This window comes from Cupriavidus agavae (genome assembly GCF_004217045.1).
Taxonomy (GTDB): domain Bacteria; phylum Pseudomonadota; class Gammaproteobacteria; order Burkholderiales; family Burkholderiaceae; genus Cupriavidus; species Cupriavidus agavae.
This window is the reverse complement of sequence record NZ_SGXM01000014.1, coordinates 33,015-56,211: the sequence shown is the minus strand read 5'-3', so window position 1 is coordinate 56,211 and position 23,197 is coordinate 33,015. Positions and strand designations below refer to the sequence as shown.

Annotated in this window: 22 protein-coding genes; 9 read left to right on the top strand and 13 right to left on the bottom strand. The window is 68.0% G+C overall.

Features of this window, described 5'->3' with window-relative positions; all coding sequences use genetic code 11:
* Positions 1-6: 6 nt before the first annotated feature.
* A complete protein-coding gene (locus EV147_RS25445; RefSeq protein ID WP_407923290.1) occupies positions 7-1,053 on the top strand; it encodes a DUF1254 domain-containing protein in 1,047 nt (348 codons plus the stop codon).
* A 45-nt stretch (positions 1,054-1,098) separates the two neighbouring features.
* Here the strand turns inward: EV147_RS25445 and EV147_RS25440 are convergent, their stop codons facing one another.
* On the bottom strand, positions 1,099-1,656 hold the full coding sequence (locus EV147_RS25440) for a ferritin-like domain-containing protein (RefSeq protein ID WP_130394007.1): 558 nt from the start codon (positions 1,654-1,656) through the stop codon (positions 1,099-1,101).
* A 328-nt stretch (positions 1,657-1,984) separates the two neighbouring features.
* Here EV147_RS25440 and EV147_RS25435 point away from each other — a divergent pair, with 328 nt between their 5' ends.
* Entirely contained in the window at positions 1,985-2,992 is a 1,008-nt protein-coding gene (locus tag EV147_RS25435) for an MBL fold metallo-hydrolase (RefSeq protein ID WP_130394006.1), read from the top strand.
* A 68-nt stretch (positions 2,993-3,060) separates the two neighbouring features.
* Positions 3,061-3,972, top strand: coding sequence for a bestrophin family protein (locus EV147_RS25430; RefSeq protein ID WP_130394005.1), 912 nt, complete (start codon positions 3,061-3,063; stop codon positions 3,970-3,972).
* A 14-nt stretch (positions 3,973-3,986) separates the two neighbouring features.
* Here the strand turns inward: EV147_RS25430 and EV147_RS25425 are convergent, their stop codons facing one another.
* From EV147_RS25425 to EV147_RS25395, 7 genes are read right to left on the bottom strand one after another with little or no spacing between them, the layout of a single operon-like run.
* A complete protein-coding gene (locus EV147_RS25425) occupies positions 3,987-4,619 on the bottom strand; it encodes a Vgb family protein (protein ID WP_130394004.1) in 633 nt (210 codons plus the stop codon).
* A 40-nt stretch (positions 4,620-4,659) separates the two neighbouring features.
* Positions 4,660-5,895 (bottom strand): helix-turn-helix domain-containing protein, encoded by a 1,236-nt coding sequence (locus EV147_RS25420; RefSeq protein ID WP_130394003.1) that lies wholly within the window; start codon positions 5,893-5,895, stop codon positions 4,660-4,662.
* 31 nt (positions 5,896-5,926) lie between these two features.
* The gene (locus EV147_RS25415; protein WP_130394002.1) at positions 5,927-6,601 is read right to left on the bottom strand and encodes a response regulator transcription factor; all 675 of its coding nucleotides are present in this window, start codon (positions 6,599-6,601) and stop codon (positions 5,927-5,929) included.
* Positions 6,588-7,880: an MFS transporter gene (locus EV147_RS25410; RefSeq protein ID WP_130394001.1), complete on the bottom strand. Its 1,293-nt coding sequence runs from the start codon at positions 7,878-7,880 to the stop codon at positions 6,588-6,590. Before EV147_RS25410 ends, EV147_RS25415 begins: the two co-directional genes overlap by 14 nt.
* A gap of 33 nt (positions 7,881-7,913) precedes the next feature.
* Positions 7,914-10,739, bottom strand: coding sequence for a molybdopterin-dependent oxidoreductase (locus EV147_RS25405; protein WP_130394000.1), 2,826 nt, complete (start codon positions 10,737-10,739; stop codon positions 7,914-7,916).
* Complete coding sequence (locus EV147_RS25400) at positions 10,720-11,571, bottom strand: FAD binding domain-containing protein (RefSeq protein WP_130393999.1); 852 nt, start codon at positions 11,569-11,571, stop codon at positions 10,720-10,722. Before EV147_RS25400 ends, EV147_RS25405 begins: the two co-directional genes overlap by 20 nt.
* A gap of 18 nt (positions 11,572-11,589) precedes the next feature.
* Complete coding sequence (locus tag EV147_RS25395; RefSeq protein ID WP_130393998.1) at positions 11,590-12,261, bottom strand: TetR family transcriptional regulator; 672 nt, start codon at positions 12,259-12,261, stop codon at positions 11,590-11,592.
* Between the two features lie 305 nt (positions 12,262-12,566).
* Here EV147_RS25395 and EV147_RS25390 point away from each other — a divergent pair, with 305 nt between their 5' ends.
* The 5 genes from EV147_RS25390 (at position 12,567) to EV147_RS25370 (ending at position 16,468) form a co-directional block, all read left to right on the top strand.
* Positions 12,567-13,439, top strand: coding sequence for a sensor histidine kinase (locus EV147_RS25390; RefSeq protein WP_235845027.1), 873 nt, complete (start codon positions 12,567-12,569; stop codon positions 13,437-13,439).
* A gap of 78 nt (positions 13,440-13,517) precedes the next feature.
* On the top strand, positions 13,518-14,084 hold the full coding sequence (locus EV147_RS25385; protein ID WP_130393996.1) for a TetR/AcrR family transcriptional regulator: 567 nt from the start codon (positions 13,518-13,520) through the stop codon (positions 14,082-14,084).
* Positions 14,085-14,168: 84 nt separating this feature from the next.
* Positions 14,169-15,134, top strand: coding sequence for a quinone oxidoreductase family protein (locus tag EV147_RS25380; protein ID WP_235845025.1), 966 nt, complete (start codon positions 14,169-14,171; stop codon positions 15,132-15,134).
* Positions 15,135-15,220: 86 nt separating this feature from the next.
* Entirely contained in the window at positions 15,221-16,129 is a 909-nt protein-coding gene (locus EV147_RS25375) for a DMT family transporter (protein ID WP_130393995.1), read from the top strand.
* A gap of 135 nt (positions 16,130-16,264) precedes the next feature.
* Positions 16,265-16,468 carry a DUF3079 domain-containing protein gene (locus EV147_RS25370; RefSeq protein ID WP_130393994.1) on the top strand — a complete coding sequence of 68 codons (204 nt, stop codon included), beginning with the start codon at positions 16,265-16,267 and terminating at the stop codon, positions 16,466-16,468.
* Here EV147_RS25370 and EV147_RS25365 read toward each other — a convergent pair.
* Positions 16,462-16,830 carry a mechanosensitive ion channel protein MscS gene (locus EV147_RS25365; protein WP_130393993.1) on the bottom strand — a complete coding sequence of 123 codons (369 nt, stop codon included), beginning with the start codon at positions 16,828-16,830 and terminating at the stop codon, positions 16,462-16,464. The two genes, EV147_RS25370 and EV147_RS25365, sit on opposite strands and share 7 nt — an antisense overlap.
* A gap of 315 nt (positions 16,831-17,145) precedes the next feature.
* Between EV147_RS25365 and EV147_RS25360 the strand changes: the two genes are divergently transcribed.
* Positions 17,146-18,033: a metal-dependent hydrolase gene (locus EV147_RS25360; protein ID WP_130393992.1), complete on the top strand. Its 888-nt coding sequence runs from the start codon at positions 17,146-17,148 to the stop codon at positions 18,031-18,033.
* A gap of 317 nt (positions 18,034-18,350) precedes the next feature.
* Here EV147_RS25360 and EV147_RS25355 read toward each other — a convergent pair whose 3' ends face one another.
* The 4 genes from EV147_RS25355 to EV147_RS25340 form a co-directional block, all read right to left on the bottom strand.
* Entirely contained in the window at positions 18,351-18,743 is a 393-nt protein-coding gene (locus EV147_RS25355) for a hypothetical protein (RefSeq protein WP_130393991.1), read from the bottom strand.
* Positions 18,740-18,838: a deaminase domain-containing protein gene (locus EV147_RS26520; protein ID WP_407923291.1), complete on the bottom strand. Its 99-nt coding sequence runs from the start codon at positions 18,836-18,838 to the stop codon at positions 18,740-18,742. The genes EV147_RS25355 and EV147_RS26520 overlap by 4 nt, the downstream gene beginning before the upstream one ends.
* Positions 18,796-19,281 carry a VENN motif pre-toxin domain-containing protein gene (locus EV147_RS25345; protein ID WP_130393990.1) on the bottom strand — a complete coding sequence of 162 codons (486 nt, stop codon included), beginning with the start codon at positions 19,279-19,281 and terminating at the stop codon, positions 18,796-18,798. The genes EV147_RS26520 and EV147_RS25345 overlap by 43 nt, the downstream gene beginning before the upstream one ends.
* A gap of 680 nt (positions 19,282-19,961) precedes the next feature.
* A complete protein-coding gene (locus EV147_RS25340) occupies positions 19,962-23,189 on the bottom strand; it encodes a hemagglutinin repeat-containing protein (protein ID WP_268907517.1) in 3,228 nt (1,075 codons plus the stop codon).
* Positions 23,190-23,197 lie beyond the last annotated feature (8 nt).

The following is a 23,197-nucleotide window of genomic DNA, read 5'->3' as shown; positions in this document are numbered from 1 at the left end:
GAGCCAGTGAAACAGACTCGTATCCTCCAGGTCATCGCCGGCACGGCGCTGGCCGTCGCCGCGGGCATGGCGTCCGCCCAGGACAAGCCCGTGGCAGCCGGCCATGGCGTACCGGCCACGCTCGACAACTTCGTGCGCGCCGAATCTGACATGTACCTGGCCAACCTGGCCAAACAGGGCGGCCTCGGCAAGCTGCACCACCGGCGCGAACCGGCTTCGATCGACAACCAGACCGTGATCCGGCTCAACCGCGACACGATTTATTCGTCCGGCGTGTTCGACCTCGACGCCGGCCCGGTGACCATCACGATGCCGAACCCCGGCAAGCGGTTCTTCTCGATGCAGGTCATCAACGAGGACCACTACACCCAGGCGGTCTACTACGGCGCGGGCAAGCGCGTGTTGACCCGCGACAACGTTGGCACGCGCTACGTGGTGGTCGGCATCCGCACGCTGGTGGACCCTGACGACCCGGAAGACCTCAAGCGCGTGCACGCGCTACAGGACGCCATCCAGGTCAGCCAGGCGTCGGTGGGCAAGCTCGAACTGCCAGACTGGGATGCCGCCAGCCAGAAGAAGATCCGCGACGCGCTGCTGGTGCTGGCCTCGGCCATGCCCGACTTCCGGGGCGCATTCGGCCGCAAGCAGGACGTCGACCCGCTGCGGCACATGATCGGCACCGCCGCCGGCTGGGGCGGCAACCCCGACAAGGACGCCCAGTACCTCAACGTCACGCCCAGGCAGAACGACGGCAAGACCGTCTACCGGCTGCGCGTGAAACAGGTGCCCGTGGACGGCTTCTGGTCGGTCAGCGTCTACAACGCCAAAGGCTACTTCGAGAAGAATCCGGCCAACGCGTACACCATCAACAACCTGACGGCCAAACGGGACACCGACGGCAGCATCCGCATCCAGTTCGGCGGCTGCGACACCGGCACGGCCAACTGCCTGCCGATCACGGAAGGGTGGAACTACACGGTCCGGATGTACCAGCCGAAGAAGGACGTGCTGAGCGGCAAGTACAAGTTCCCGGAGCCGGAAGCGGTGCGGTAGTCGTCTCCGCTCTCCCGCAGGACGGGAGAGCGGTGCAAGGCGCACTCAATGTGCCTTTTCCGCGTCCGGGTTGGCGGCCAGCAGGTCCAGCATCTCGTCGGCGTGCTCTTCTTCCACGGCCAGGATGCTTTCCATCAGGCGCCGTGACGTCGGATCCTTGTCGCCAATGAACTGGACGATTTCCCGGTAGGTATCGATGGCGATCCGCTCGGCCACCAGGTTTTCCTTGATCATGTCGGCCAGCGTCGTGCCTTCCACGTACTCGGCGTGGCTGCGCGTGGCCAGGCCCTGCGGCGCGAAATCGGGCTCGCCGCCCAGTTGCACGATCCGCTCGGCGATCTGGTCGGCGTGGCCCTGTTCCTCGTTGGAATGCGCCATGAATTCATCGGCCACGCCCTTCGAGTTCGGCCCCTTGGCCATGAAGTAGTGGCGGCGATAGCGGAGCACGCAGACGATCTCCGTCGCCAGCGCGTCGTTCAGCAACTGGATCACCTTGTCGCGGTCGGCGTCGTAGCCGGCGGTCACCGCGCCGTCGTCGATGTGCTGGCGGGCACGCTCGCGCAGCGTCTTGATGTCCGTCAGGAACGGTTGATTGTCAGACATGGGGACTCCTTCGTCATCGTTCGAATGATCCCGCCCCGGCACGACCCAGATTGCGTGCGGCAGCGGACTTTGCTCTTGCAGGCAAATTCGGTGCCACCCGCGCCAGCCGTGGTAAATCGGTGCCCGCGCCGGGCGCCATGGGCGTTTTTTACAATCGCCGGGCAACGCTGCCTGCAACGGTGCGCAGCGCAGGCCATCCGCCTCCGGTATGCCGTCTTCATGCCAAGGACCGACTTGTCCCCCTCCGGCAACCCGCGTAGGGTGACGTTTCGCGCGCATTTTCTCGTGCGATATCGCAAAAATACGAAAAAGCAGGGGGTACTTTCCTATGAAGTCATCGCTCCACCGGCCGCTGTCGGCCCTGATCCTCGCCGCCGCCGCCGCCGCCGTGGCCGGTGCCGCGCTGGCGCCGGCCGTTGCCCAGGCTGCGCCGCCGGCCCAGCAGAAGACGCAGGTGCCGGGCTACTACCGGATGATGGTCGGCCAGCTCGAAGTCACCGCGCTGTACGACGGCTACATCGACGTCGATCCCAAGCTGCTCAAGTACACCAGCGCCCGCGAGGTGCAGAGCCTGCTGGCGCGCCTGTTCGTGGCGTCCACGCCGGGCATGCAGACGGCGGTCAACGCCTATCTGGTCCACACCGGCTCGCACCTGGTGCTGGTCGATTCCGGCGCGGCGGCCTGCTTCGGGCCCACGCTCGGCGGCATTCTCGGCAACCTGCGCGCGGCCGGCTACACGCCGGAGCAGGTGGACACCGTGCTGCTGACCCACCTGCACGGCGACCACGCCTGCGGCCTGGCCACGGCTGACGGCAAGGCCGTGTTCCCGAACGCCACGATCCACGCCGACAAGGCCGACGCCGACTACTGGCTCAGCGAGTCGGTGGCCGCCGCCGCGCCCGAATCGGCCCGGGGCTTCTTCACGATGGCGCGCAACGCGGTGGCGCCGTATCAGGCAGCGGGCCGCTTCCAGACCTTCGACGCCGCCGCCGGCGACGCCCCGCTGCCGGGCGTGCGCGCCGTGGCCGAGCGCGGCCATACGCCGGGCCACACCGGCTACCTGTTCACGTCGGGCAAGGACAGCCTGCTGCTGTGGGGCGATGTGGTGCACAGCCACGCCACGCAGTTCCGCCGCCCGAACATCGCCATCGAGTTCGACGTGGACAGCCACCAGGCGGTGCAGACCCGCAAGCGCGTGCTGGCCGATGCGGCGAAGAACCGCCTGATGGTGGGCGGCGCCCACCTGCCGTTCCCGGGCCTGGGCCATGTGCGGCGCGACCACTCGGGCTACGCCTGGGTGCCGGTGGAATTCGGGCCGATCCGCAACGATCGCTGATTTCCCGAGGCCCCCGGGCGCGCGGTGTGCGAACATGGGCCTTCCGCCCGCCCCGTACACCGCCGCCGATGATCGTCCGCCCGCCGCTCCACTGGCTCCGCATGCTGTTCGTGCTGCGGGGCTCGGTCCTGCCCCGGATCACGCCGCAGCTCGTTGGCATCACGCTGTTCGCGGCGCTGATCACGCTGGCCCACGGGCGGATCGGCGACTGGAAGGTGTCGCTGAACTTCGTGCCGTTCTCGCTGATCGGCCTGACGCTGGCCATCTTCCTGGGCTTTCGCAACAGCACGAGCTACGCGCGCTACTGGGAGGCCCGCACGCTCTGGGGCAGCGTGCTCAACGAAACCCGCTCGCTGACGCGCCAGGCGCTGACGCTCGTGCATGACCGCGACGCCGCGCGGCAGCTTGCCTTCCGGCTCTGCGCGTTCGTGCACGCGCTGCGGCATCAGTTGCGCGGCACCGACGCCGGCCCGGACATCGCCCTGTTCCTCGACACCGCCGGGGCCGCCCGCCTGCAGGCCGCCCGCTTCAAGCCCGCCATCGTGCTGCTGATGGCCGGCGAGTGGGTGGGCGAGCAAGTGCGCGGCGGCCGGCTGGCGCCGTCGCTGGCGCTGCCGATGGAAAGCTCGCTGAGCCTGCTCAGCACGGCGCTGGGCGGCTGCGAGCGGCTGGCCGGCACGCCGATCCCGTTCACGTACTCGGTCATCATCCACCGCTGCATCTACCTGTACTGCGTGCTGCTGCCGTTCGGGCTGCTCGACAGCATCGGACTGATGACGCCGGTCATCGTCTGCTTCATCGCCTACACGTTCTTCGCGCTCGAAGCGCTGAGCGCCGAGATCGAGGAGCCGTTCGGCGAGGAAGCCAACGACCTGCCGCTGGCGGCCATGTCGTACATGATCGAGTCCACCGTGCTGGAAATGGTGGGCGAGCCGCCCCGCACCGCCGCGCCGGCGCCGCAGGGCTTCATCCAGACCTGAGCCGCCGGGCCACGCTAGGCCGGCCGCCTGACCGCGCGGATCTTGCCGCTGTTGCCGCCGCCACAGTAGAAGCGCCCGGCCCCGTCAGACTCCAGCCCCGAGACCCCGGTGCCGGCCGGCATCTCCACGGCTTCGAGCACCTTGCCCGTGGCCGGGTCGACGTGGCGCAGCTCGCTGCGGTCGGCCTCCCAGGTGCCATGCCAGAGTTGCCCGTCCACCCACGTCACGCCCGTGACGAAGCGGTCGGACTCGATGGTGCGCAGGATGGCGCCGGTCTCCGGGTCGACCTGGTGGATCTGGCGCGCCTGGTACTGCCCCACCCAGAGCGACCCCTCGGCCCAGGCCAGCCCCGAATCGTTGCCATTGCCGGGCGCCGGGATCGTGCCCACCACCTTGCCGGTCTGCGGGTCGATCTTCTGGATCTGGCGCTCGGCAATCTGGAACAGGTAGCGGCCATCGAACGCGGTGCCGGCATCGGCCTGCACGTCGATGGCCCGCCCGGTCTTGCCGCTGGCGGGGTCGAGCGCGAGCAACTGCTGCCCCACGGCAAACCAGACCTGCTGGCCATCCCAGGTCAGGCCGTGCACGGTGTCGTGGCCCGGGAACGGGCCGTATTCCTCGATGATCTCGGCGGCGTGTCGTTTCATGCTGGTCTCCTTGGTTTCCCCGGTGGGTATGGAAACCATGCTACGCGCCGGGCACCGGCAGGGGGAGTAACAATGCCGTCGTGAAACCGGGCGGCACCGGCGTCATCCAGCGCCGGGCACGGCCCTGCCCCACGGCTTCGACCTTGCCAGCCGCCGCCAGCGCGTCCAGCGCGCGCTGCACGGTGCGCTGGCTGGCCCCGAGCGCCAGCGCCAGCGCGGAACTGGACCACGACGCGCCATCGGCCAGGCAGGCCAGCACCGCCGCGTGCGCTTGCTCGGCCGGCGGTGCCAGCACGGCCACCGGCCGCCCGTCCTGCGGCAGCAGCGTGTAGCCCTGCGCGGTGGCGCTGACCGTCGCCAGCGGCGCCAGCGCCGCGCGCAGCCGGCCCATCTCCACCCGCAGCCGGGCGCGATGGGTCTCGTCGGCATGGCGGGTGCGAAAGGCGCTGGCGATCAGCGTGTCGCGCGGCACGTCGCCGGGCCACGCTTGCGCCAGCGCGCGCGCCAGCGTGAACAGCACGGGCCGGCGCGCCAACGGCACGCTGGCACCGAGCTGGCGCACGGCCATGCGGCAGGCGTCCACCACGAGCGTGTCGGTGGCGAACAGCGCCTCGACCTCGGCCAGCCGCAGCGGGCGCGCCGCGCCACCGGCCAGCAGCCGTGCCACCGGTGTCGCCAGCGCCCGGTGCGCGTGCTCCACCTCGGCGCGCAGGGCCGGAATGCCGGCGGCAGCGGCGGCCTCGGCCGCACGCGAGAGCGCCGCCTGCGCCGCCGCGCCGTGCAGCCGCCGCACCGCGATTCCCGCCACCACGAGTTCGTGCGCGGCGCGCAGCGGCGGCGGCAGGGCAGGATCGAGGTGAGAGTCGGGATGCGGAGCGGCGATGGTGCGTTCGGCGGCGTCGATCTGGCCCACCAGCAACTGGTGCCGCGCCACCAGGTAGCGTGCATGCGCCGCGTTGGCACGGTCGCCGTGGGCCTGCAGCACGGCGCCGGCGGCCACCAGTGCCCGCTCGGGCCATCCCAGGTCACGCGCCACCAGCGCGATCTCGGCCTCGGCCACCGCGCAGCGCGCCCGTGCCATGGCCTCCCTGGGACCGAACGCCCGCGCCGCCGCACGCACCAGCGTGCGGGCGCGCGGCAGGTCGCCAAGCTGGGCCATCGCAATGCCGCGCAGCGCCAGGGCCGGGGCGTCGTCGCGCAGCGCCACGCGGTTCAGCGCGCCGAGCGGATCGCCAGCCGCCAGCGCGCGGGCCGCGGCGGCAATCAGCGCGTCCACCGGTCAGGCGCCGGCCATCGGGCGCCGCCGGTCAGGCGCCAGCCTCGCCGGCCAGCGCCTGCATCTTGTGGACCACCTCCACCACGGTGCGCGCGTTGATCTTGCGCATGGCATGGCCCCGATGGATCTTGGCCGTGATCTCGGCCACACCCATCGCCGCTGCAATCTGCTTGTTGACGAGGCCCGCCGCCAGATGCCCCAGCACCTCGCGCTCGCGCAGCGTCAGCGTCTCCCAGGCCGCGCGCAGGCCGCGCAGCGACTGCTCGGTCTCCAGCCGCCGCGCGTCGTGCTCCAGCGCGGCGATCACGGCGTCGATCATGTCCTGCTCGCGGAACGGCTTGGCCAGGAAATCCACCGCGCCGGCCTTCATCGCCTTCACGGTCATCGGAATGTCCGCGTGACCGCTCATGAAGACAATGGGCATGTGCGGCTCGCCCTTGTCGACGATCGCGCGCTGGAAGGCCAGCCCGCTCTGCCCGCGCAGGCGCACGTCGAGCACCAGGCAGGACGGGCCGTCCACGGGCGGGGCTTCCAGGAACTCGGGGATCGAGGCAAACGCCCGCACGTCGAGGTCGAGCGATTCGAGCAGCGTGGTCAGCGCGCCGCGCACCAGGTCGTCGTCGTCGACGATATGGACGGTACGCGGCACGGAACGGGGCACGGCAGACGCCGGCGCGGACTTCAGGGCATGGCTAGTGGCGGGCATGATCGGTCTCCAGGGACTGGCCTCTGGTTTCGGGCAGGAGCAGGACCATCAGCAACACCACCCCATATGCGGCGCCCGAGAAGATCGCAATGGCCGTGGCAAGCCCGGTGGAATGGCTGAGCCAGCCCACCAGGGTCGGGAACAGCGCACCAATGCCGCGCCCGAAGTTGTACGTGAAGCTCTGGCCGTTGGCGCGGTTCTCCGACGGATACAGCTCCGTCAGGTACGCGCCCACGCCGCTGAAGATGCCGCACGAGGCAAACCCGAGCGGAAAGCCGAGCCAGAGCATTTCGGCATTGGACAGCGGCAGCGTCAGGTAGAGGCACACCGAGGCCAGCGACAGCGCCGAGAACACCATGAAGTTCCTGCGGCGCCCCCAGAAGTCCGCCAGATGGGCACCCACCACGTAGCCGCAGAACGAGCCGACGATGATCACCAGCAGGTAGCCGCCGGTATCGAGCACCGACAGGTTGCGTTCGAGCTTGAGGTAGGTCGGCAGCCAGGTGGACATCGCGTAGAAGCCGCCCTGGATGCCCGTGCACAGCAGCGCGGCCAGCACCGTGGTGCGCAGCTGCCGGCCCGAAAAGATGGCCCATACCGAGGTGCGCCGGCCCTGCTGCCGCGCGGCGTTGGCGGCCCGGAACACGTCCGGCTCGGGCACGTGCTTGCGCACGTAGATCACCAGCAGCGCGGGCAGGATGCCCACCCAGAACAGGCTGCGCCACGCCAGCGATTCGGGCAGCACCGAGAACGCAATGCTGTACAGGATGGCCGCCGCGCCCCAGCCCACGGCCCAGCCGCTCTGCACCAGCCCCACGGCCTTGCCGCGATGCTTCGGCGCGATGATCTCGCCGATCAGCACCGCGCCCACGGCCCATTCGCCGCCGAAGCCCAGCCCCTGCAGCGCGCGCAGCACGAACACCTGCTCGAAGTTCTGCGCAAAGCCAATCAGCAGCGTGCAGACCGAAAACCACAGGATCGTGCCCTGCAGCACCTTCACGCGGCCGTAGCGGTCGGCCAGCATGCCGGCCACCCAGCCGCCGATGGCCGAGAACACCAGCGTCACGGTGCCCAGCAGCCCGGCCTGGGCGCGGTCCAGGTGCCAGAGGTCGATCAGCGCGGTCAGCACGAAGCTGAACACCATGAAGTCGAACGCGTCGGTCGCCCAACCGGCGAACGACGCCTTGAACGCCCGCTGCCCGCCGGGCCCCAATTCCGCGTACCACGACAGCGGCGCGCCGCGCTGCGCTGTATCCCGATCCAGCTTGGTTGTAGTCATTGTTCTTTGGAATCCTGTGGAAGGGCGCGCAGCCTACGGCGCGGGACCGGGGCGGGCCGCCAGCGCCTGGCGCACCACGTCCGGCGTGGCGGGCGCCTGCCCGATGCGCGCGCCCGTGGCGTCGTGGATCGCGTTGAGGATGGCCGCCGCCGTGGGCACCAGCGCCGGCTCGCCGATGCCCTTGGCGCCGTAGGGCCCCAGCGGGTTCGGCGCCTCGACGAAGATTGCGCGCACCTCGGGCATGTCGTGCACCGTGGGAATCAGGTAATCGTGCAGGTTGTTATGTTGGCCGGGGCGGTACTGCTCCATCAGCGCCAGCCCCACCCCCTGCGCCACCGCGCCCTCGACCTGTCCGGCCAGCAGCGTGGGATTGACCATGCGGCCCACGTCATGGGCCGCCACCACCTTCAGCACGCGCACGCGGCCGCTCTGGCAATCGACCACCACCTCGGCGATCTGGGCGCCGAACGCGTAGGTGGCGTAGGGCTTGCCCTGCCCGTCGGCGTCGAGCGCGGTGACCGGCGGGTCGAAGCTTTCCTCGGCCGCCACGGCATAGCCGTGCGGGTCCGCCGGCAGCGCCGAGAGATCGAGCGGGTGGCCATCGACGCGGATGCCATCGGCACCGGCCGAGAGCGTGGCGTCGTGCGGCGCGCCGGCCAGCGCCAGCAGGCGCCGGCGCAGCGCCTGCCCGGCCAGGAACGCCGCGCGGCCGGTGATGAAGGTCTGGCGCGACGCCGAGGTGCGGCCGCAGTCCGGCGTCAGGTGCGTATCGGGGCCGACGATGCGCAGGCGGTCCACCGGCACGCCCAGCGCATCGGCGGCAATCTGCGGAATCACGGTATTGGCGCCCTGCCCCGCGTCCACCGCGCCCTGGTGCAGCACGACGATGCCGTCCGGCCGCACGCCAAAGCGCACCGTCGACGGGTTCGGCAGCGCGGTATTGCCGCAGCCGTAGAAGAACGCGGCCAGCCCCACGCCGTGGCGGAGTTCGGCCGGCGCCGACGCGTTCAGCGTGGCTACGCGCGCCTGCGCTTCGCGCCATGCCGGACGCAGCGCGTCGAGGCAGGCCAGCAGGCCCACGCTGCCGTCGAGCACCTGCCCGGTCGGCAGCGAATCGCCCGGTTGCAGCGCGTTGATCGCGCGGAATTCCAGCGGATCGATGCCGGCCTTGCGCGCCAGTGCATCGACCAGTTGCTCCTGCGACATCGTGGTCTGCGGCACGCCGAAGCCCCGGAACGCGCCGGCCGGCGTGATGTGCGTATGCACGGCCCGGGCGCGCGCCGCGTAGTGCGGCACGCGGTACGGCCCCCCGGCGTGCACCGGCACGCGGTTGGCCACGGCCGTGCCCCACGACGCGAACGCGCCGGTGTTGTAGTCGCCCTCGAACGACACGGCCGTGATACGGCCCTCGGCGTCGGCGGCCATCGACGTGGCGATGCGGGCCGGATGGCGCTTGGTGGAGGTTGCCATCGATTCCTCGCGCGAGAACACCATGGCCACGGGCCGGTCCAGGTGCCACGCGGCCAGCGCGAGCCAGGGCTGGACGGTCATGTCGAGCTTGCCGCCGAAGCCGCCGCCCACGGCGGTGGCCACCACGCGCACCTGTTCGGGCGCCACGCCGAGGATGCGCGCGAGATCGGCGCGATGGGGGTGCGGCGCCTGCGTCGACGAATGGACTTCCACCATGCCGCCCACGCGGCGCGCCCAGCCCGCCTCGGGCTCCAGATAGGCGTGCTCGACAAAACTCGACTCGAACGTGGCGCTGACCACGTACGGCGCCTCGCGCAGCGCGGCCGCCACGTCGCCACGGCGCACCACGCCTTCGATCAGCCGGTTGCCGGGCCGCTCGGCATGCAGTTGCGGACTGTCGGCGCGCACGGCGTCGGCCACGTCCAGCACCGGCGGCAACGGCTCCCACGTCACGGGGAAGTCGCGCAGGTCGAGCGCCTCGACCACCTCGCGCTCGCCCGCCACCAGCGCGATGGCTTCGAGGTAGTGGCGCGTCTCGGCCACCGGCAGCACGGGCTGGTCGGCATAGGGCGTTGCCACGCCGTGCAGGTTCAGGCCCGGCACATCGGCATGCGTGAACACGCGGTGCACGCCGGGATGGGCCGCGACGAACGCGTCCAGGTCACCCAGCGCGAAGCGGGCGCGATGATGGGGGCTGCGCACGGCGCGCAGGATCAGGCTGTCGGCCGGCCATGCGTCGGCGCCGAAGCGCTGGCTGCCGTCCACCTTTTCCGGCCCGTCCAGCCGCGTCAGCGGCACGCCGACCGCCGGCCCTTGCGCCGGGGGCGGCGTACAGCCCCGGGCCACGGCGCCGCAGCCCACTTCGGTCACGGCATCGACGATCTTCTGGTACCCGGTGCAGCGGCACAGCACGCCCTCGATGGCGGTGCGTGCGCTGGCGCGGTCGGTCACGCGGCCGGCATCGACCGCCGCCGCGGCAGCCAGCAGCATGCCGGGCGTGCAGAAACCGCACTGCACGGCCTGATGGGCGAGGAACGCATGCTGGAGCCGCGCGCCGCTGCGCGTGCCCGCGGCGATACCCTCCACCGTGACCACGCTGCGGCCGGCCATCTGCGCCGCCGGCACGAGGCAGGCGTAGCGCGCCTCGCCGTCCACCAGCACGGTGCAACTGCCGCAGTCGCCCTGCCGGCAGCCTTCCTTGGTGCCGAACTGGTGCAAAGCGTGGCGCAGATGGTCCAGCAGGCGGCGCGACGGGTCAGCGGGCAGCGGCACCCGCGCGCCATTGAGTTCGAACCAGCCGGGCTCTGCCGCCAGCGGCCGCGCCTGCACTGCCACGGCCTCATCGGCCACGGCGGCGCAGGGCGGGCCCTCAGAAAGCGGGGGCGTCATGGGCGAATTCCTCCAGGCAGAACCGGACCGCACGCGTGACGGCGAGCCGGGCAAGATCGATGCGATGGGTCGCCGTGGCGCGGCAATCGTCGATCGGCGAAAGCTCCGGCAGCGCGGCACCTGCGATGATGCCAGCCATTGCCGATGGCTGCAGGCCGGTCAGCGCCGCTTCCAGCCCGTGCAGGCGGCGCGGCACCGCCGAGGCGCCCCCCACGCAGATGGCGGCCCGCGCAAGCGCCCCACCGTCCGCCAGCCGCAGATGCACCGCCGCCGACACCACGGCCAGCGCCATGCCGTCGCGGTTGGTGCATCTGACGAAGGCCGTACGGTCGCGCGCCGCCGGCAGCGGGAAGCTGATGGCGACCAGCAGCTCATCGGCCGCCAACGCAGTCTGCTGGCGGCCCCGCAGGAAATCGCCCAGCGCCAGACGGCGTTCGCCGCGCATGCTGGCCAGCTCCACCTCGGCCTGCAATGCCAGCAGCGGCGGCACGCCATCGGCCAGCGGCGACGCGTGGCACAGGTTGCCGCCGAGCGTGCCCTGGGTGCGGATCTGGCGCGAGCCCACGCCCGCCGCCGCCTCGCGCAGCGCCGCCGGCAGCCATGCGCATTGCGTGATGTCATCCCAGGTAGTCGCCGCGGCAATGCGTGCCACGCCACCCTCGCGCGAGACGCCGCGCAGCGCCCCGATGCGGCCGATATCGACCCACTCATGGGCGGCCGGCACCAGCGCCGGGTCGGCGTAGCAGTCGGTGGCGCCGCAGACCACGCGGCGCGGCCGTTCGGCCAGCGCCGCGAGCGCCGTTTCCAGGGTCGGGGGGCGGAGGTAGTTCATGGCAGGGTGGGGCGAGGGTCAGGCTGGGGCGCGTTCGGCGCGCACCACGCGCAGCACGCTGTCGATCACGAACGACTCCCAGTGCTGCACGGCTTCGGGCGTGTCAAGTTCTTCGCCCAGGAATACCGACAGCGTGTAGCGGTTCGAAGTATAGAAATAGGCGGCCGAGGCGATCAACAGAAAAACGTCGCGCGGGTTCAGATCGGTCCGGAACAGCCCCTGCGCTGCACCACTGTGGAGAATGCCCGCGATGATGTCCACCGCGTGCGACGAATACTCGCCCTTCGATTCGAGCTTGGAGACGTGCCGGCCCTTGTGCAGGTTCTCGGTATTCAGCAGGTTCACGAAATCGGGGTTGCGCCGGTAGTAGTCGAGCTTGAAGCGGATCAGCGTCTTGAGCGCCTCGACGGGCGTGGCGGGGTCCGGCGCGACCTTGGCCTCGGCCTCGTCCATGCGCCGGTAGATGCCCTCCAGCACCGCCACGAACAGGCCCTCCTTGCTGCCGTAGTAGTAATAGATCATCCGGTCGTACGACTTGGCCAGCCGGGAGATCTTCTCCACGCTGCCGCCTTCATAGCCGTAGCGCGCGAAGACCTTGGTCGCCGCGCGCAGGATGTTGTCGCGCGTGGCCTGGGCGGCGGCTTCCCGCACGCCCGTGCCACGTACCGCCTTCTTTACTGCTTGCGTCATATCACTCCTATGGCAGCGGCTTTTTCCGCTGTCCCCGCTCTCCGGCGGGGCGGCCATCTGTGTTTCGTACAGGGAACACTACATGAGTGAAGGATCATACAAGGCGAACTTCCGCCTAGCAAGCATCACACTGTATCTCGTTATATATCAATGCGTTACATGCGCCCATGGCGTCTGGAACGACGGCTCGCACCATCGCAAAACAAAAACTGAGTTTGTCATTACCGGAAAGGTTGTGCTAAGGTTGGTTTATGGAGTGTTCACTACATGAACTAACGATGTGCGCGGCGCCAGAGGCAACCGAGATGAACGCAGAACCCGATTTTTTCCGCTCGATCTGTCCCCCGCCGGGCTGGCCGCTCGACGCGGACCGGCATGGCGCGCTGGCGCACGAGAATGCCCGCCTGCGCGAGTCGCTCGCCCGCCAGGCCACCCGCCTCGACGAGACCGAGCACAAGCTGCGCCACGCGCAGGCCGAACTGGCACGCGCCAACCGCCTGAGCCTGTATGGCGAACTCGTCGCATCGATCGTCCACGAAGTGGCACAGCCGGTCACCGCCCTCGATTCCGCGGCACGCGCCGGCCTGCGCTGGCTGGAACGCGACGAACCCAACGTGGCCCGGGCGCGTGAGGCGCTGACGCATATTTCCGCCTGCGCCAACCGGGCCCGCACCATCATCGAGAGCCTGCGTGCCCGGGCGCGCGAGGACGCACCGGGCTTTGCCGTCTTCGATCTGGGCGCGTCGCTGCGCGAGGTGGCGGACCTGGCAACCCACACGTTCGGCGCCATGAAGGTCACGCTGCGCCTGGACCCGCGCGTGCCGCCGCTGCCCGTGCGCGGCGAACGCGTGCTGCTGCAGCAGGCCATCCTGAACCTGCTGATGAATGGCGCCGAAGCGATGCAGGACCGGCCCGAAGGCCAGCGCGAACTGGTGCTGGACTGGGAACTGGCCGGGGACAGCCTGCGTATCCACGTGGACGACCGGGGCGAAGGCTTCGACCCCGCGCTGGCCGAGCGCGTGTTCGAGCCGCTGTTCACGACCAAACCGAGCGGCATGGGCATGGGGCTGGCCATCTCGCGCTCGATCGTGCAAGCCCATCAGGGGCAACTATTGCTGGCGCCGCGCCCCGATGGCGGCACGCGCGCCACCCTCACGCTGCCCCGGACCGCCGCCTGAAGCCTTGCCGGCCAACACGCCAGGCCGTTGCACGATTCTTTCTTGACTGATCGTTCCAGTATTACTAGAATCCGGTGCATGGCAAGACCTAAAGAATTCGACAAGGGCGAAGCCCTCGACGCCGCGATTGGCGTCTTCTGCGAGCACGGCTACGCGGGCACCTCGGCCACGATGCTGACCAGCGCAATGAAAATCGGCCGCCAGAGCCTCTACGACACGTTCGTGGACAAATGGCAGTTGTACTGCGCCGCGCTGCGCCGCTACGGCGAAGGCGAAACGCAGGCGCACATTACGGCACTGCGCACCGGCCCGAAGGCCATCGACGGCATCTACCGGATGATGGGCCGCGTGGTGCGCACCGCGCACACCCCCTGCCTCGGCGTTGGCTCGATCAGCGAGTTCGGCGACAAGCAGGATGAACTGAACGCGATCCGCGCCGAACTCGGCATGCCGCTGTCGGCCGCGCTGATCGCCACGATCGCCCAGGCGCAGGCGGACGGCGACGCCCAGAACGATGCCGATCCCAAGCTGCTGGCGGCGTTCCTGCTGGCGAGCATTGCCGCGCTGCGGATCTCGGCACGCGGCGGGGCGGGGCCGGATGAGCTGGAATCGCTCGGACAACTGGCATTGCGGGCCCTGCGTTAAGGCCGGGCCTTATTTTTTACTAATTCTGGAATGATCATTCCACAAAGGAGCAGGAACATGGCTGGAACGATGCAGGCAGTTCTCATGGCAACCGCTGGCGACCCGGCTGTGCTGCAGGGGGTGGAGCGTCCCGTGCCGTCGCCGGGGCCCGGGGAAGTGCTCGTCCGCGTGGCAGCGGCCGGGGTGAACTTCATGGACATGGGCGTGCGGCGCGGGCAGTTCTGGACCGAGATTCCCATGCCGCGCGTGCCGGGAGTCGAGGGCGCGGGGCGCGTGGTGGCAGTGGGTCCGGACGTGCAGGACTTCGCCCCCGGCCAGCGCGTGGCGTGGGCCTACGTGCCGGGCAGCTATGCGGACCACGTGGTGGCGCCCGCCGCCGCGCTGGTGCCGGTGCCCGATGGCATCGATGACGAGGCGGCCGCCTCGGTGATGATGCAGGGCCTGACCGCGAGCCACTTCGCCACCGAGTTCTATCCGGTGCAGCCCGGCGACGTGGCGCTGGTGCACGCGGCGGCCGGCGGCGTGGGCCTGCTGCTGACGCAGATCATCAAGCTGCGCGGCGGCCGGGTGATCGGCCGCGTGTCGTCGGCGGGCAAGGCCGATATCGCCAGGGCGGCCGGCGCCGATCACGTGATCGTCGATGCCGACGGCCAGTTCGCCGCCGAGGCGGTGCGGCTGTCGGGCGGCGAGGGCGTGAACGTGGTCTATGACGGCTCGGGGCCGGCCACGTTCCAGGGCTCGCTCGACGCGCTCAAGGTGGCCGGCACGCTCTGCTGGTACGGCCCGATCCTGGGCGGGCCGGGGCCGCTCGACATCATGTCGCTGCCGCGCAGCATCAAGATCGGCTACGCGGTCTTTGCCGACCACGTGCGTACGCCGGAACGCCTGCGCAGCCATGCGGCGCAACTGTTCCAGTGGATGCTCGACGGCCAGCTGCGCCCGACCATCGGCCGGCGCTATCGGCTGGCCGACGCGGCACGCGCCCACGCCGACATGGAAAGCCGCGCCACGACCGGCAAGCTGCTGCTGGTGCCGGGGCTGGCGGGGTAGTCGTCCTGCGCCACGGCGCGGGGGAGGAGGCGTCAAGCAGCGCCGTAATGCTATCGTTCGTCCTTCCCGCCCGGCTCCGCCCCCCGATGCCACAAAGCACGCTACAGACTCCCGCTGCCCCGCTGTGGCTGCGCATTGCCCCGGCGCTGTTCCTGCTGCTGTGGTCCTCGGGGTTCGTGTTCCTCAAGCTCGGGCTGCAATACGCCGATCCGCTCACCTTCCTCGCGCTGCGCTACGCGTGCGTGACCGGGCTGCTGATCCTGCCTTGCCTGCTGCTCAGGCCGCCGCTGCCGCGCGGCGCAGCGCCATGGCTGCACCTGGCGATGATCGGCCTGCTGATCCAGGCCGGCTATTTCGCATTCACCTATCTGAGCCTGAAGCTGGGGATGTCTGCCGGTGCCGTGGCGCTGGTCACCTCGCAGCAGCCGATCCTGATCGGGCTGCTGGCGCCGGCCGTGGCCGGCGAGCGCGTGGACCGCGTGCACTGGCTCGGGCTGGCGCTCGGGGTTTCCGGCGCCGCCGTTGTGATCGGGGCGCGGTCGTCGGTGGAAGTGGGTTCGTTGCTGGCACTGCTGTTCGCCGTGCTGGCGCTGCTGGCGATGACGGGCGGCACGCTCTACGAAAAACGTTTCGGCGCGCCCGTGCATCCGGTGCTGGCCAACACCGTGCAGTGCGGTGTGGCGCTCGCGGTCACCGCGCCGCTCGCGTGGTGGCTCGAACCGATGCATGTGGCGTGGACACCGGGCCTGTTCGGCTCGCTCGCCTATCTCGTCTTCGGCAACTCGCTTGTGGCGATTTCGCTATTGCTGGCGATGGTCCGACACGGCGAGGCGTCGCGCGTCTCCGCGCTGTTCTTCCTCGTGCCGCCCTGCACCGCCGTGATCGCGTTTCTGGTGCTCGGCGAGGCGATGCCGCCGCTGGCCTGGCTCGGCATGGCGATGGCCGCCGGCGGGCTGCACCTGGTCATGCGGCACCGGCCCGGCGGAGGGACGTGACGTACCCGCCTCGGCGTTCCACATCACGGATTCGCTTTTGATCGAGCGCAAACCACATAGTGGTTTCGCCAAAACCTGTCGCACGAAGGACTACCATCGATGGCGCCGGCACCTTTCCGCGTGCCGGCACCATCCATGGCCAAGAAATTTCCCATCCATCCCCGGCACCCCGAGCGCATCTGCTGGGGCTGCGACAAATACTGCGCCGTCGACGCCATGGGCTGCGGCAACGGATCGAGCCGCACGCAGCATCCGGCGGAACTGCTCGGCGACGACTGGTACGAACACGGCGACTGGGGCATCGAAGTCGACGCGCCCACCCGCCAGCCCGCTCAATAGCCGTAGTACGGCTGCGGCGCGTACTGGACCGGGGCCGGGCGGCCGCACGGCACGTAGGCACCCTGGTACTCGTTGTAGCAATAGCCGGGCGGCACGGCCGGCGCGGCATAGCTGACCGGCTGCGGCGGTGCGTAGACCGGTTGCGGCGGCATGTAGACCGGCGCCGGCGCAGCCACCACCGGCTGGCTGCTGGCCACCAGCGCACCGAGCGCCAGCCCTGCCACCGCCGCCACGGCAATCGCCGCCCCCGCCGATCCGCCACCGCCGCGATGGTGATAACGGTCACGCGCCGAGGCCGTGCCGGCAACGAGCATGGTGGCACTCAGGACAGCAATCCCGGCGTAACGAATCGACTTGCGCATTTCAGGCTCCCCGGGGCCAACTCCGGCCCGCTTTTACGGAAACCATGATGGACGCCGAATGATTACAGTGGGTTACGCACTGGTGAGCAGATGTAAATGCGCGTGCACGTGCCGATGTCGATTTCTGGCCGTTTTACGATGCGCGGAGGCTTTGTCAGCGTCACACGACAAATGCTGCGTTACAAATGACTGACGGTTGACAGCCCGGCGCCCGGTGCAAATACTGCTCCTCGCAACGCCTCAGTCAGTTGCTGCGCGAAGTCCGCTGAAGCGGTGCGGTAGGAAATGTCGAGACAACCCTCACCCGGAACGACCATGCACGCACCCCGCCCCGCCCTTCGCACCCTGTTGCTGGCCAGCGCCGCCGCCCTGCTCGGCGCCTGCGCATCGAACGTCGGCAACCCGCCCGCCCCCATCCCGCCCACCGCCGCAACGGCGCCCGCCACGGCGGGCAAGACCGAAGTGCTGTGGCTCGGCCAGGCCGCCATGCGGATCACCACCCCGGGCGGCAAGGTCATCGTGATCGACCCCTGGCTGACCCAGAACCCGAAAACCCCGGCCGGCTTCAAGCAACTGGCCGCCCTCGGCAAGGTCGATCTGATCCTCGTCACCCACGCCCACGGCGACCACCTCGGCGACGCCCCGGCGCTGGCCAAACTGACCAACGCGCCGATCTACACCGGCGGCGGCCTCGGCCAGCAACTGGTGCAACTGGGACTGGTCCCCGCCAACCTCTCGCAGCGCTTCAACAAGAGCGGCACCGTCATGCCGTTCGGCCCCACCGGCCCCAAGATCACCGCCGTCCACGCCGAACACTCGTCAGAACTGATCCACAAGGACCCCGTCACCGGCAAGGACGAAACCCACTACGGCGGCGAACCCGTGGGCTACATCATCGAAATGGAAAACGGCTTCAAGGTCTGGCACATGGGCGACACGGGGCTGTTCGGCGACATGACCCTGATCGGCACCCGCTACCGCCCCGACCTCGTACTGATCCCCATCGGCGGACATTTCACGATGGGCGCCGAAGACGCCGCCATCGCCATCCGGGACATGGTGAAACCGAAGTATGCGATTCCCATGCATTACGGGACATCGCCCAATATGACGGGGACGCCGGATGCGCTGAAGGGGTATTTGGGGGTGGGGACGGCGACAGCGGTGATTGTGCCGGCGCCGGGGGAGAGGGTGGTGTTTTGAGGGGGTCTTGGGGGATGGTGGTGGTTGACTGTCTCTCAAGACTGCATAGACCTTGAGACTCAGCTCCGTTGTCGGCGGCTCAACGATGGCGTGAGAAAGGTTTCCCGGACCACCTCCACGTCTCTGACCAGATCATTGTAGTACCCGGCATGATCTGAATGAAGTTGAGGGGGACGATGAGGACTCCTACGCTTGACATAAGCGGCTTACACCGACGACGACAGGAACTGACCCGGTTTTCCGCAACCAGATAGTAACCGCTGGTCCGACGCACCAGATCGTCGAAATCGAGCGCGGCGTACCTCAATATGCAAGAATTAGCGTCCGCATCGAGCCCGACTGTCTGAAAACGGTTTGAGATAAGTCTCCCGAACAACCGCCAGATCACCGATCAGCTCCCTGTCCTGGCAGAATGGAAATTCTTCGCGGTGCGCATCAAACTCCTTTGCTGAGCCCTCTAATTCCAATAGCACGTCCTCAGTGAACGGATCATCATACTCGAAGCAAATATGCGCCTCCCTTGCACGCATGAAAAGTGCTACCAGCAGGCAGCATCGCGTGAATATCCCTTCAGACAGTACAGTTTCCAGCTCGTCATACGTGTAGGCGAATGCCTGATATGGGCGCAGATTTCCATCTCGAATGCCCAACTGAAACTGATCCCTAACGAGACGCTGCCAGTAAATATAGGGTTCGACAGTATTGCTCATTTAGTAAAGATATTAAGCTGAATGTTGGGATACCTGCTCCGAAATTGCATGATTACGCCGGTGCAACTTGGACAAACTGCCTTCTCTGAAAACAGATTGACAGTGCCCGAAGCAGTCCGGTTATCGCCCAGCTTCTGGCTTCGGCGCGATCTCGTTTTTGCGTATGGTTCAGGTAGTTATTCTCCGTCGCCACCTTCCCCACATTCGCCCCGGCCGCCGCATCTCCAAGCGAACCGCCCGCAATTCCTCCCGCAGCCCCGCCCACGATTGCCCCGGCCAGTTGCACCAGCGCCTTGCGGTCCGACTCGCTGAGGTCTTTCTGGTCGAGCAGGGCCTGGCCGAACGCCTCCATGGCCAGTGAGGCGGCTGCGCCGCCAGCCGCGCCGGCGGCGAAGTTGCCGCCCATGGCTTCGGCCATCAGGCCGCCCACCAGCGCGTGGACGGCGGCCTTGGTCCCGGGGGAGCTGCCTACCAGCACATCGCCGACCTTGTTGTAAATCAAAGGCGCCGCCTGCTGCGCCACCTCGCGATGGATCACCGGCCCGATGTCATCGGCGCGTTGTACCTATGCGGTTTCCAAATGTCTGGAAGTTGTCCATGGCGTCCGATGCCGCAGCCGTGACGGCGGGGTCCTTCTGCAACAGCAGGAGGAGCTGTTCGACAAGCCCGTCATCGACGGAAGAATCTATCCACACCATGCCCAAGACAATTCACAGCAAGACATCTCTGCGCACTCGATTGATCGAAGGCAATATCCCGCAATCTGCTCAGTACCCGCTCACAATCGTCTTCGAAATACACCATGCTTAGGCAAGCATCGGCAACGGCTTCCGGTGAACCTGAACGAAGAGCGAGTCCAATGTCAGGTTTTGGAATCCGCTTTGGGACAGAGTATTGCAATGTCATATTTGAACACGGCCCCAGCCATAACCTTCGCGCAATAGGTTTAGTGTGAGCGATTATGTGTCAGTAATTCATTTGCCACTTCCTTTGCGATCGCCAACCTCACAGGGAGACCAATTCTCTCCGCCTCCACCCAGACCAAGTAACTTGACAGAACATCCAAGTCCGCACCTCTTTCTATTAGTTCTAAGATTGCAGGAATGTATGAGTCGTATTCATCCCTCGCCTCGGGCACGTCCTTGATGCCTATAGGATCCCATTTATTAATCAATACATTTCTTATTTCTAGCTCACGACCCTCATCGCTATCGTGCTTCATTTTCCTGGGCTCCCTGGAATGACCGTAATAACTTTTCCGGTATCAGAATTTACAATAACTCTAATTTTATTGATCGGGTCAAAATAACCGATTGTTCCCACACTCGTCGGGTAGACCGATCCGGCATTTATTACCTGTTCCACCACTGAAGGGGGAATACCCCTTCCTTGCATTCGATCTAGTGCGTGACCAGAATAGTCTCTACCATCAATCACAGCCGGTTTGTTAGTTCCGTTTTTAACCTCGCCCGGGCTTCCGCGACGTCCCGTAGGGGTGGTCGGATCCTTTCCCTCTCCGCTAAATATTGCACCTAATCCGTCCAAGGGAGCCAATGGATTCGGCAGGATAGTTCCAGCAACTTGCGAAAGTACATCGTTAGCTTCCTCCAGACGGTTCCATGCATCAACCAAAGGCTGATACATGGGAGGCGTACCATTCTCCCCCGCCTGATCCGGCGTCCCGGTCAGAACACGTTCCTCTCCGTCACTAATAGGCTTCCCCGGCGGCGAACTAGGCCCCTGCGTGTCCGCCGGTGTCGGCGGGAGAAGTCCGCCACCGGGCAAATGCATTGCCCAGTTGAACTCCGTACCCAGCCCACCTACCGCTCCCGCCGCAGCCCCTTCATGCCTTGAGTCGCCGATGGCCGCACCAGCGCCGGCCGCGATGATGGTGCCGGCGAGCTGCACCAGCGCCTTCCGGTCGTCTGCAGACATGCCTTGCAAATCCGGATTGCTGAGGATCTGCTGGCCGACCATTTCGGCGGCGGCAGTTGCTACGGCATCGCCTGCCGCGCCCGCCACGAACTTGCCGCCCATCGCCTCTGCCATCAAGCCACCGACCAGGGCGTGCACGGCGACCTTCGCTTCAGTCGGCTGACGCTGGATCAGATCACCCACCGCCGTGTAAATCAAAGGCGCCGCCTGCTGCGCCACTTCGCTCTTGATCCGGTTCAGCTCCTGCTGGTCCTTGACCTTCTGCGCGTCGAAGATCTTGTCGATGCTGTCGTTCGCGTTTTCGGTGTCGCGGTTCAGGTTGGCGAGGGTTTCGTCGGCGGTCTGGCCGGTCCTTTCCAGCTGTGCGGCATCGTCGGTGATCTTGACCGTGCCGGCGGCGATGGCGCTCTTCGTCTTGCCCGACGCGTCGCCGCCGAGGTCCTTCTGGGCGTTGCCGGCGGCAGTGGCCGCGAGGCTGCCGGCCACGCCCTGCAGCAGGTTGCTGTCGCCGCCCCACTTCACCTGGGCCGGTGCTGCCGGGCCGACGTCGGGGGTGTCGGCCGGCACGCTCTTGCCGCCGCTGTAGCTGCCGACGAACGTCGACGAGCCGCTCGTGTACGACGCGTGGTTGTCGATATCGCTTGTGGTCAGCGTGCCGGTGACCAGGCGGTTCTTCTCCGGGTCCGCCGTGCTGGCGAGGATGCCGCCACGGAGGTCGGTGTTGCCCTTGACCTCGATGTCGAAGCCGCCCTGGCCCGCGTAGATGCCGCTTTGTTCCCTGACCGAGCTGTAGGTGCTGTCGGTCTTGCCTTGCGTGTGGGTGCCGCTGGCATTGACCGTGGTGCCGACGCAGAACGGTGGTACGCACAGGCTGGCCTGCATGCCCGATGACGTTTCGCGCGAGGTGAAATCGTCGGTGTCCGGGCGGCTCTCGATGTTGAAATCGCGGCCCACCGAGCCGCCGATGGTGTCGGCGATCAGTTGTGCGCCCCGGAGATTGGCGTCGCGGCCGCTCGTGACGGTCAGCTTGTCGGTGGCCGTCACGCTGGCATTGCGGTTCGTCACCGAGTTGCCCCGCGCGTTCCCCTGCTGCTGGCTCGCGGCCAGTTCGAGGGTGAAGCCGTTCTGGTCGCCGCCGATGCCGAAGCCCACGCCCACGCTGGCGTTGTTGCCGCTGCTGCGGCTGTCCAGGCTAGTGCGGTCCCGGGCGCTTTCCAGATCGACATCCCGAGCGGCGCTGAGGTCCACCGTCCTGCCGCTGATCTGGACGCCACGGCCGCTGATGGTGCCCTCGCTGGCAAAGCCGTCCGCGTCCTTGCCGCCCGATCCGGCTGCCACGATGGTCACGGCATTGCCAGCCTTTACCGTCGTGCCCTGGAACGTGTTCGACTGGCTGCGCGATTCACTCGACTGGGTGCCGCCGCCCACGCTGGCGGTCACCTTGATCGCGGCGGTGGGGCTGGTGCCACCGCTGGTCACCGCCTGAATGCCCTGCACGCCATTGGCCACGGCCAGGCCGGCCTGCACGCCGTACAGCGTCGCCACGCGGCCGTCCTTCTTCTCCTCCACCGCCCGCGCGGCGTTCTCGACGGCCTGCGCCGCCGTGACCGTATAGCCGGACAGCGCGAGCGTGGTGCCGTACTGACTCACGCGGTGGCGCTCGTTCAGGCTCGCCGCATCCTCGGCGGGGTCGAGCACGACGTTGCGGCCGATCATCGTCAGGTCGTTGCCGGCGGCGATGTCGGCGCCGCGCGCGGTGATGTCGTCCTTCGCCACCATCGTCACGTTGCCGGTCTGGCTGACCACCTGGCTGCGGATCGTGTTCTGCGTGGCCTGCGTGCCGTCCGCATGGCGCGATTCGCTGCGCATGCCAACCGTGCCCGCGTAGCCGGTGCCGCCCAGGTCGCCGATCTTGCGGCTGACACTGTCGCTGCGTTGTGACAGCGTGTCCTGGCCGGACAGGATGTCGATCTTGCCCTGGGCAGCCGACAGGCCGATGTCGCCCTCGGCTGCAAGGCCGCTGCCTGTCAGCGTGATGTCGCCAGTGCGTGCCTTGATGCCGACGGTATTGCCCGTCACCATGCTGGCGTTCTGCCGGCTGCTGGCAACCTCGCCGCTACTGCTGGCGCGCTCGGTGCCGAAAGGCACCATGCCCACGCCGCTGTTGTTTGGTCCGCCGCCGATATGCCGGGCCACGTCGCCGAGCGAGGGCGAGGCGCCACTGATCTTCCAGCCGCTGTTGCGGGCGCTGCTGCGCTCGCTGTAGGTGTCGGTCGAGGCCTGTATCGTCACGCCGCGCTCGGCGTCCAGCAGCGCAGCGCCGCCAGCGCTGATGGTGCTGCCCGAGGCGAGGATGTTGCCGTCGAGCGCCTTGCCGGCAGCATCGGTCTCTCCGCTGCCGGTTGCGCGGACGCGAACGTTGCCGGCGCCCGTCAGGCTGCTGCCGCTACTGACCGTGGCGACGCTGGAGAACTCGCTGCTGCTGCGCTGGCTCCCGGCCGAGACCGCGATCTGCGGCG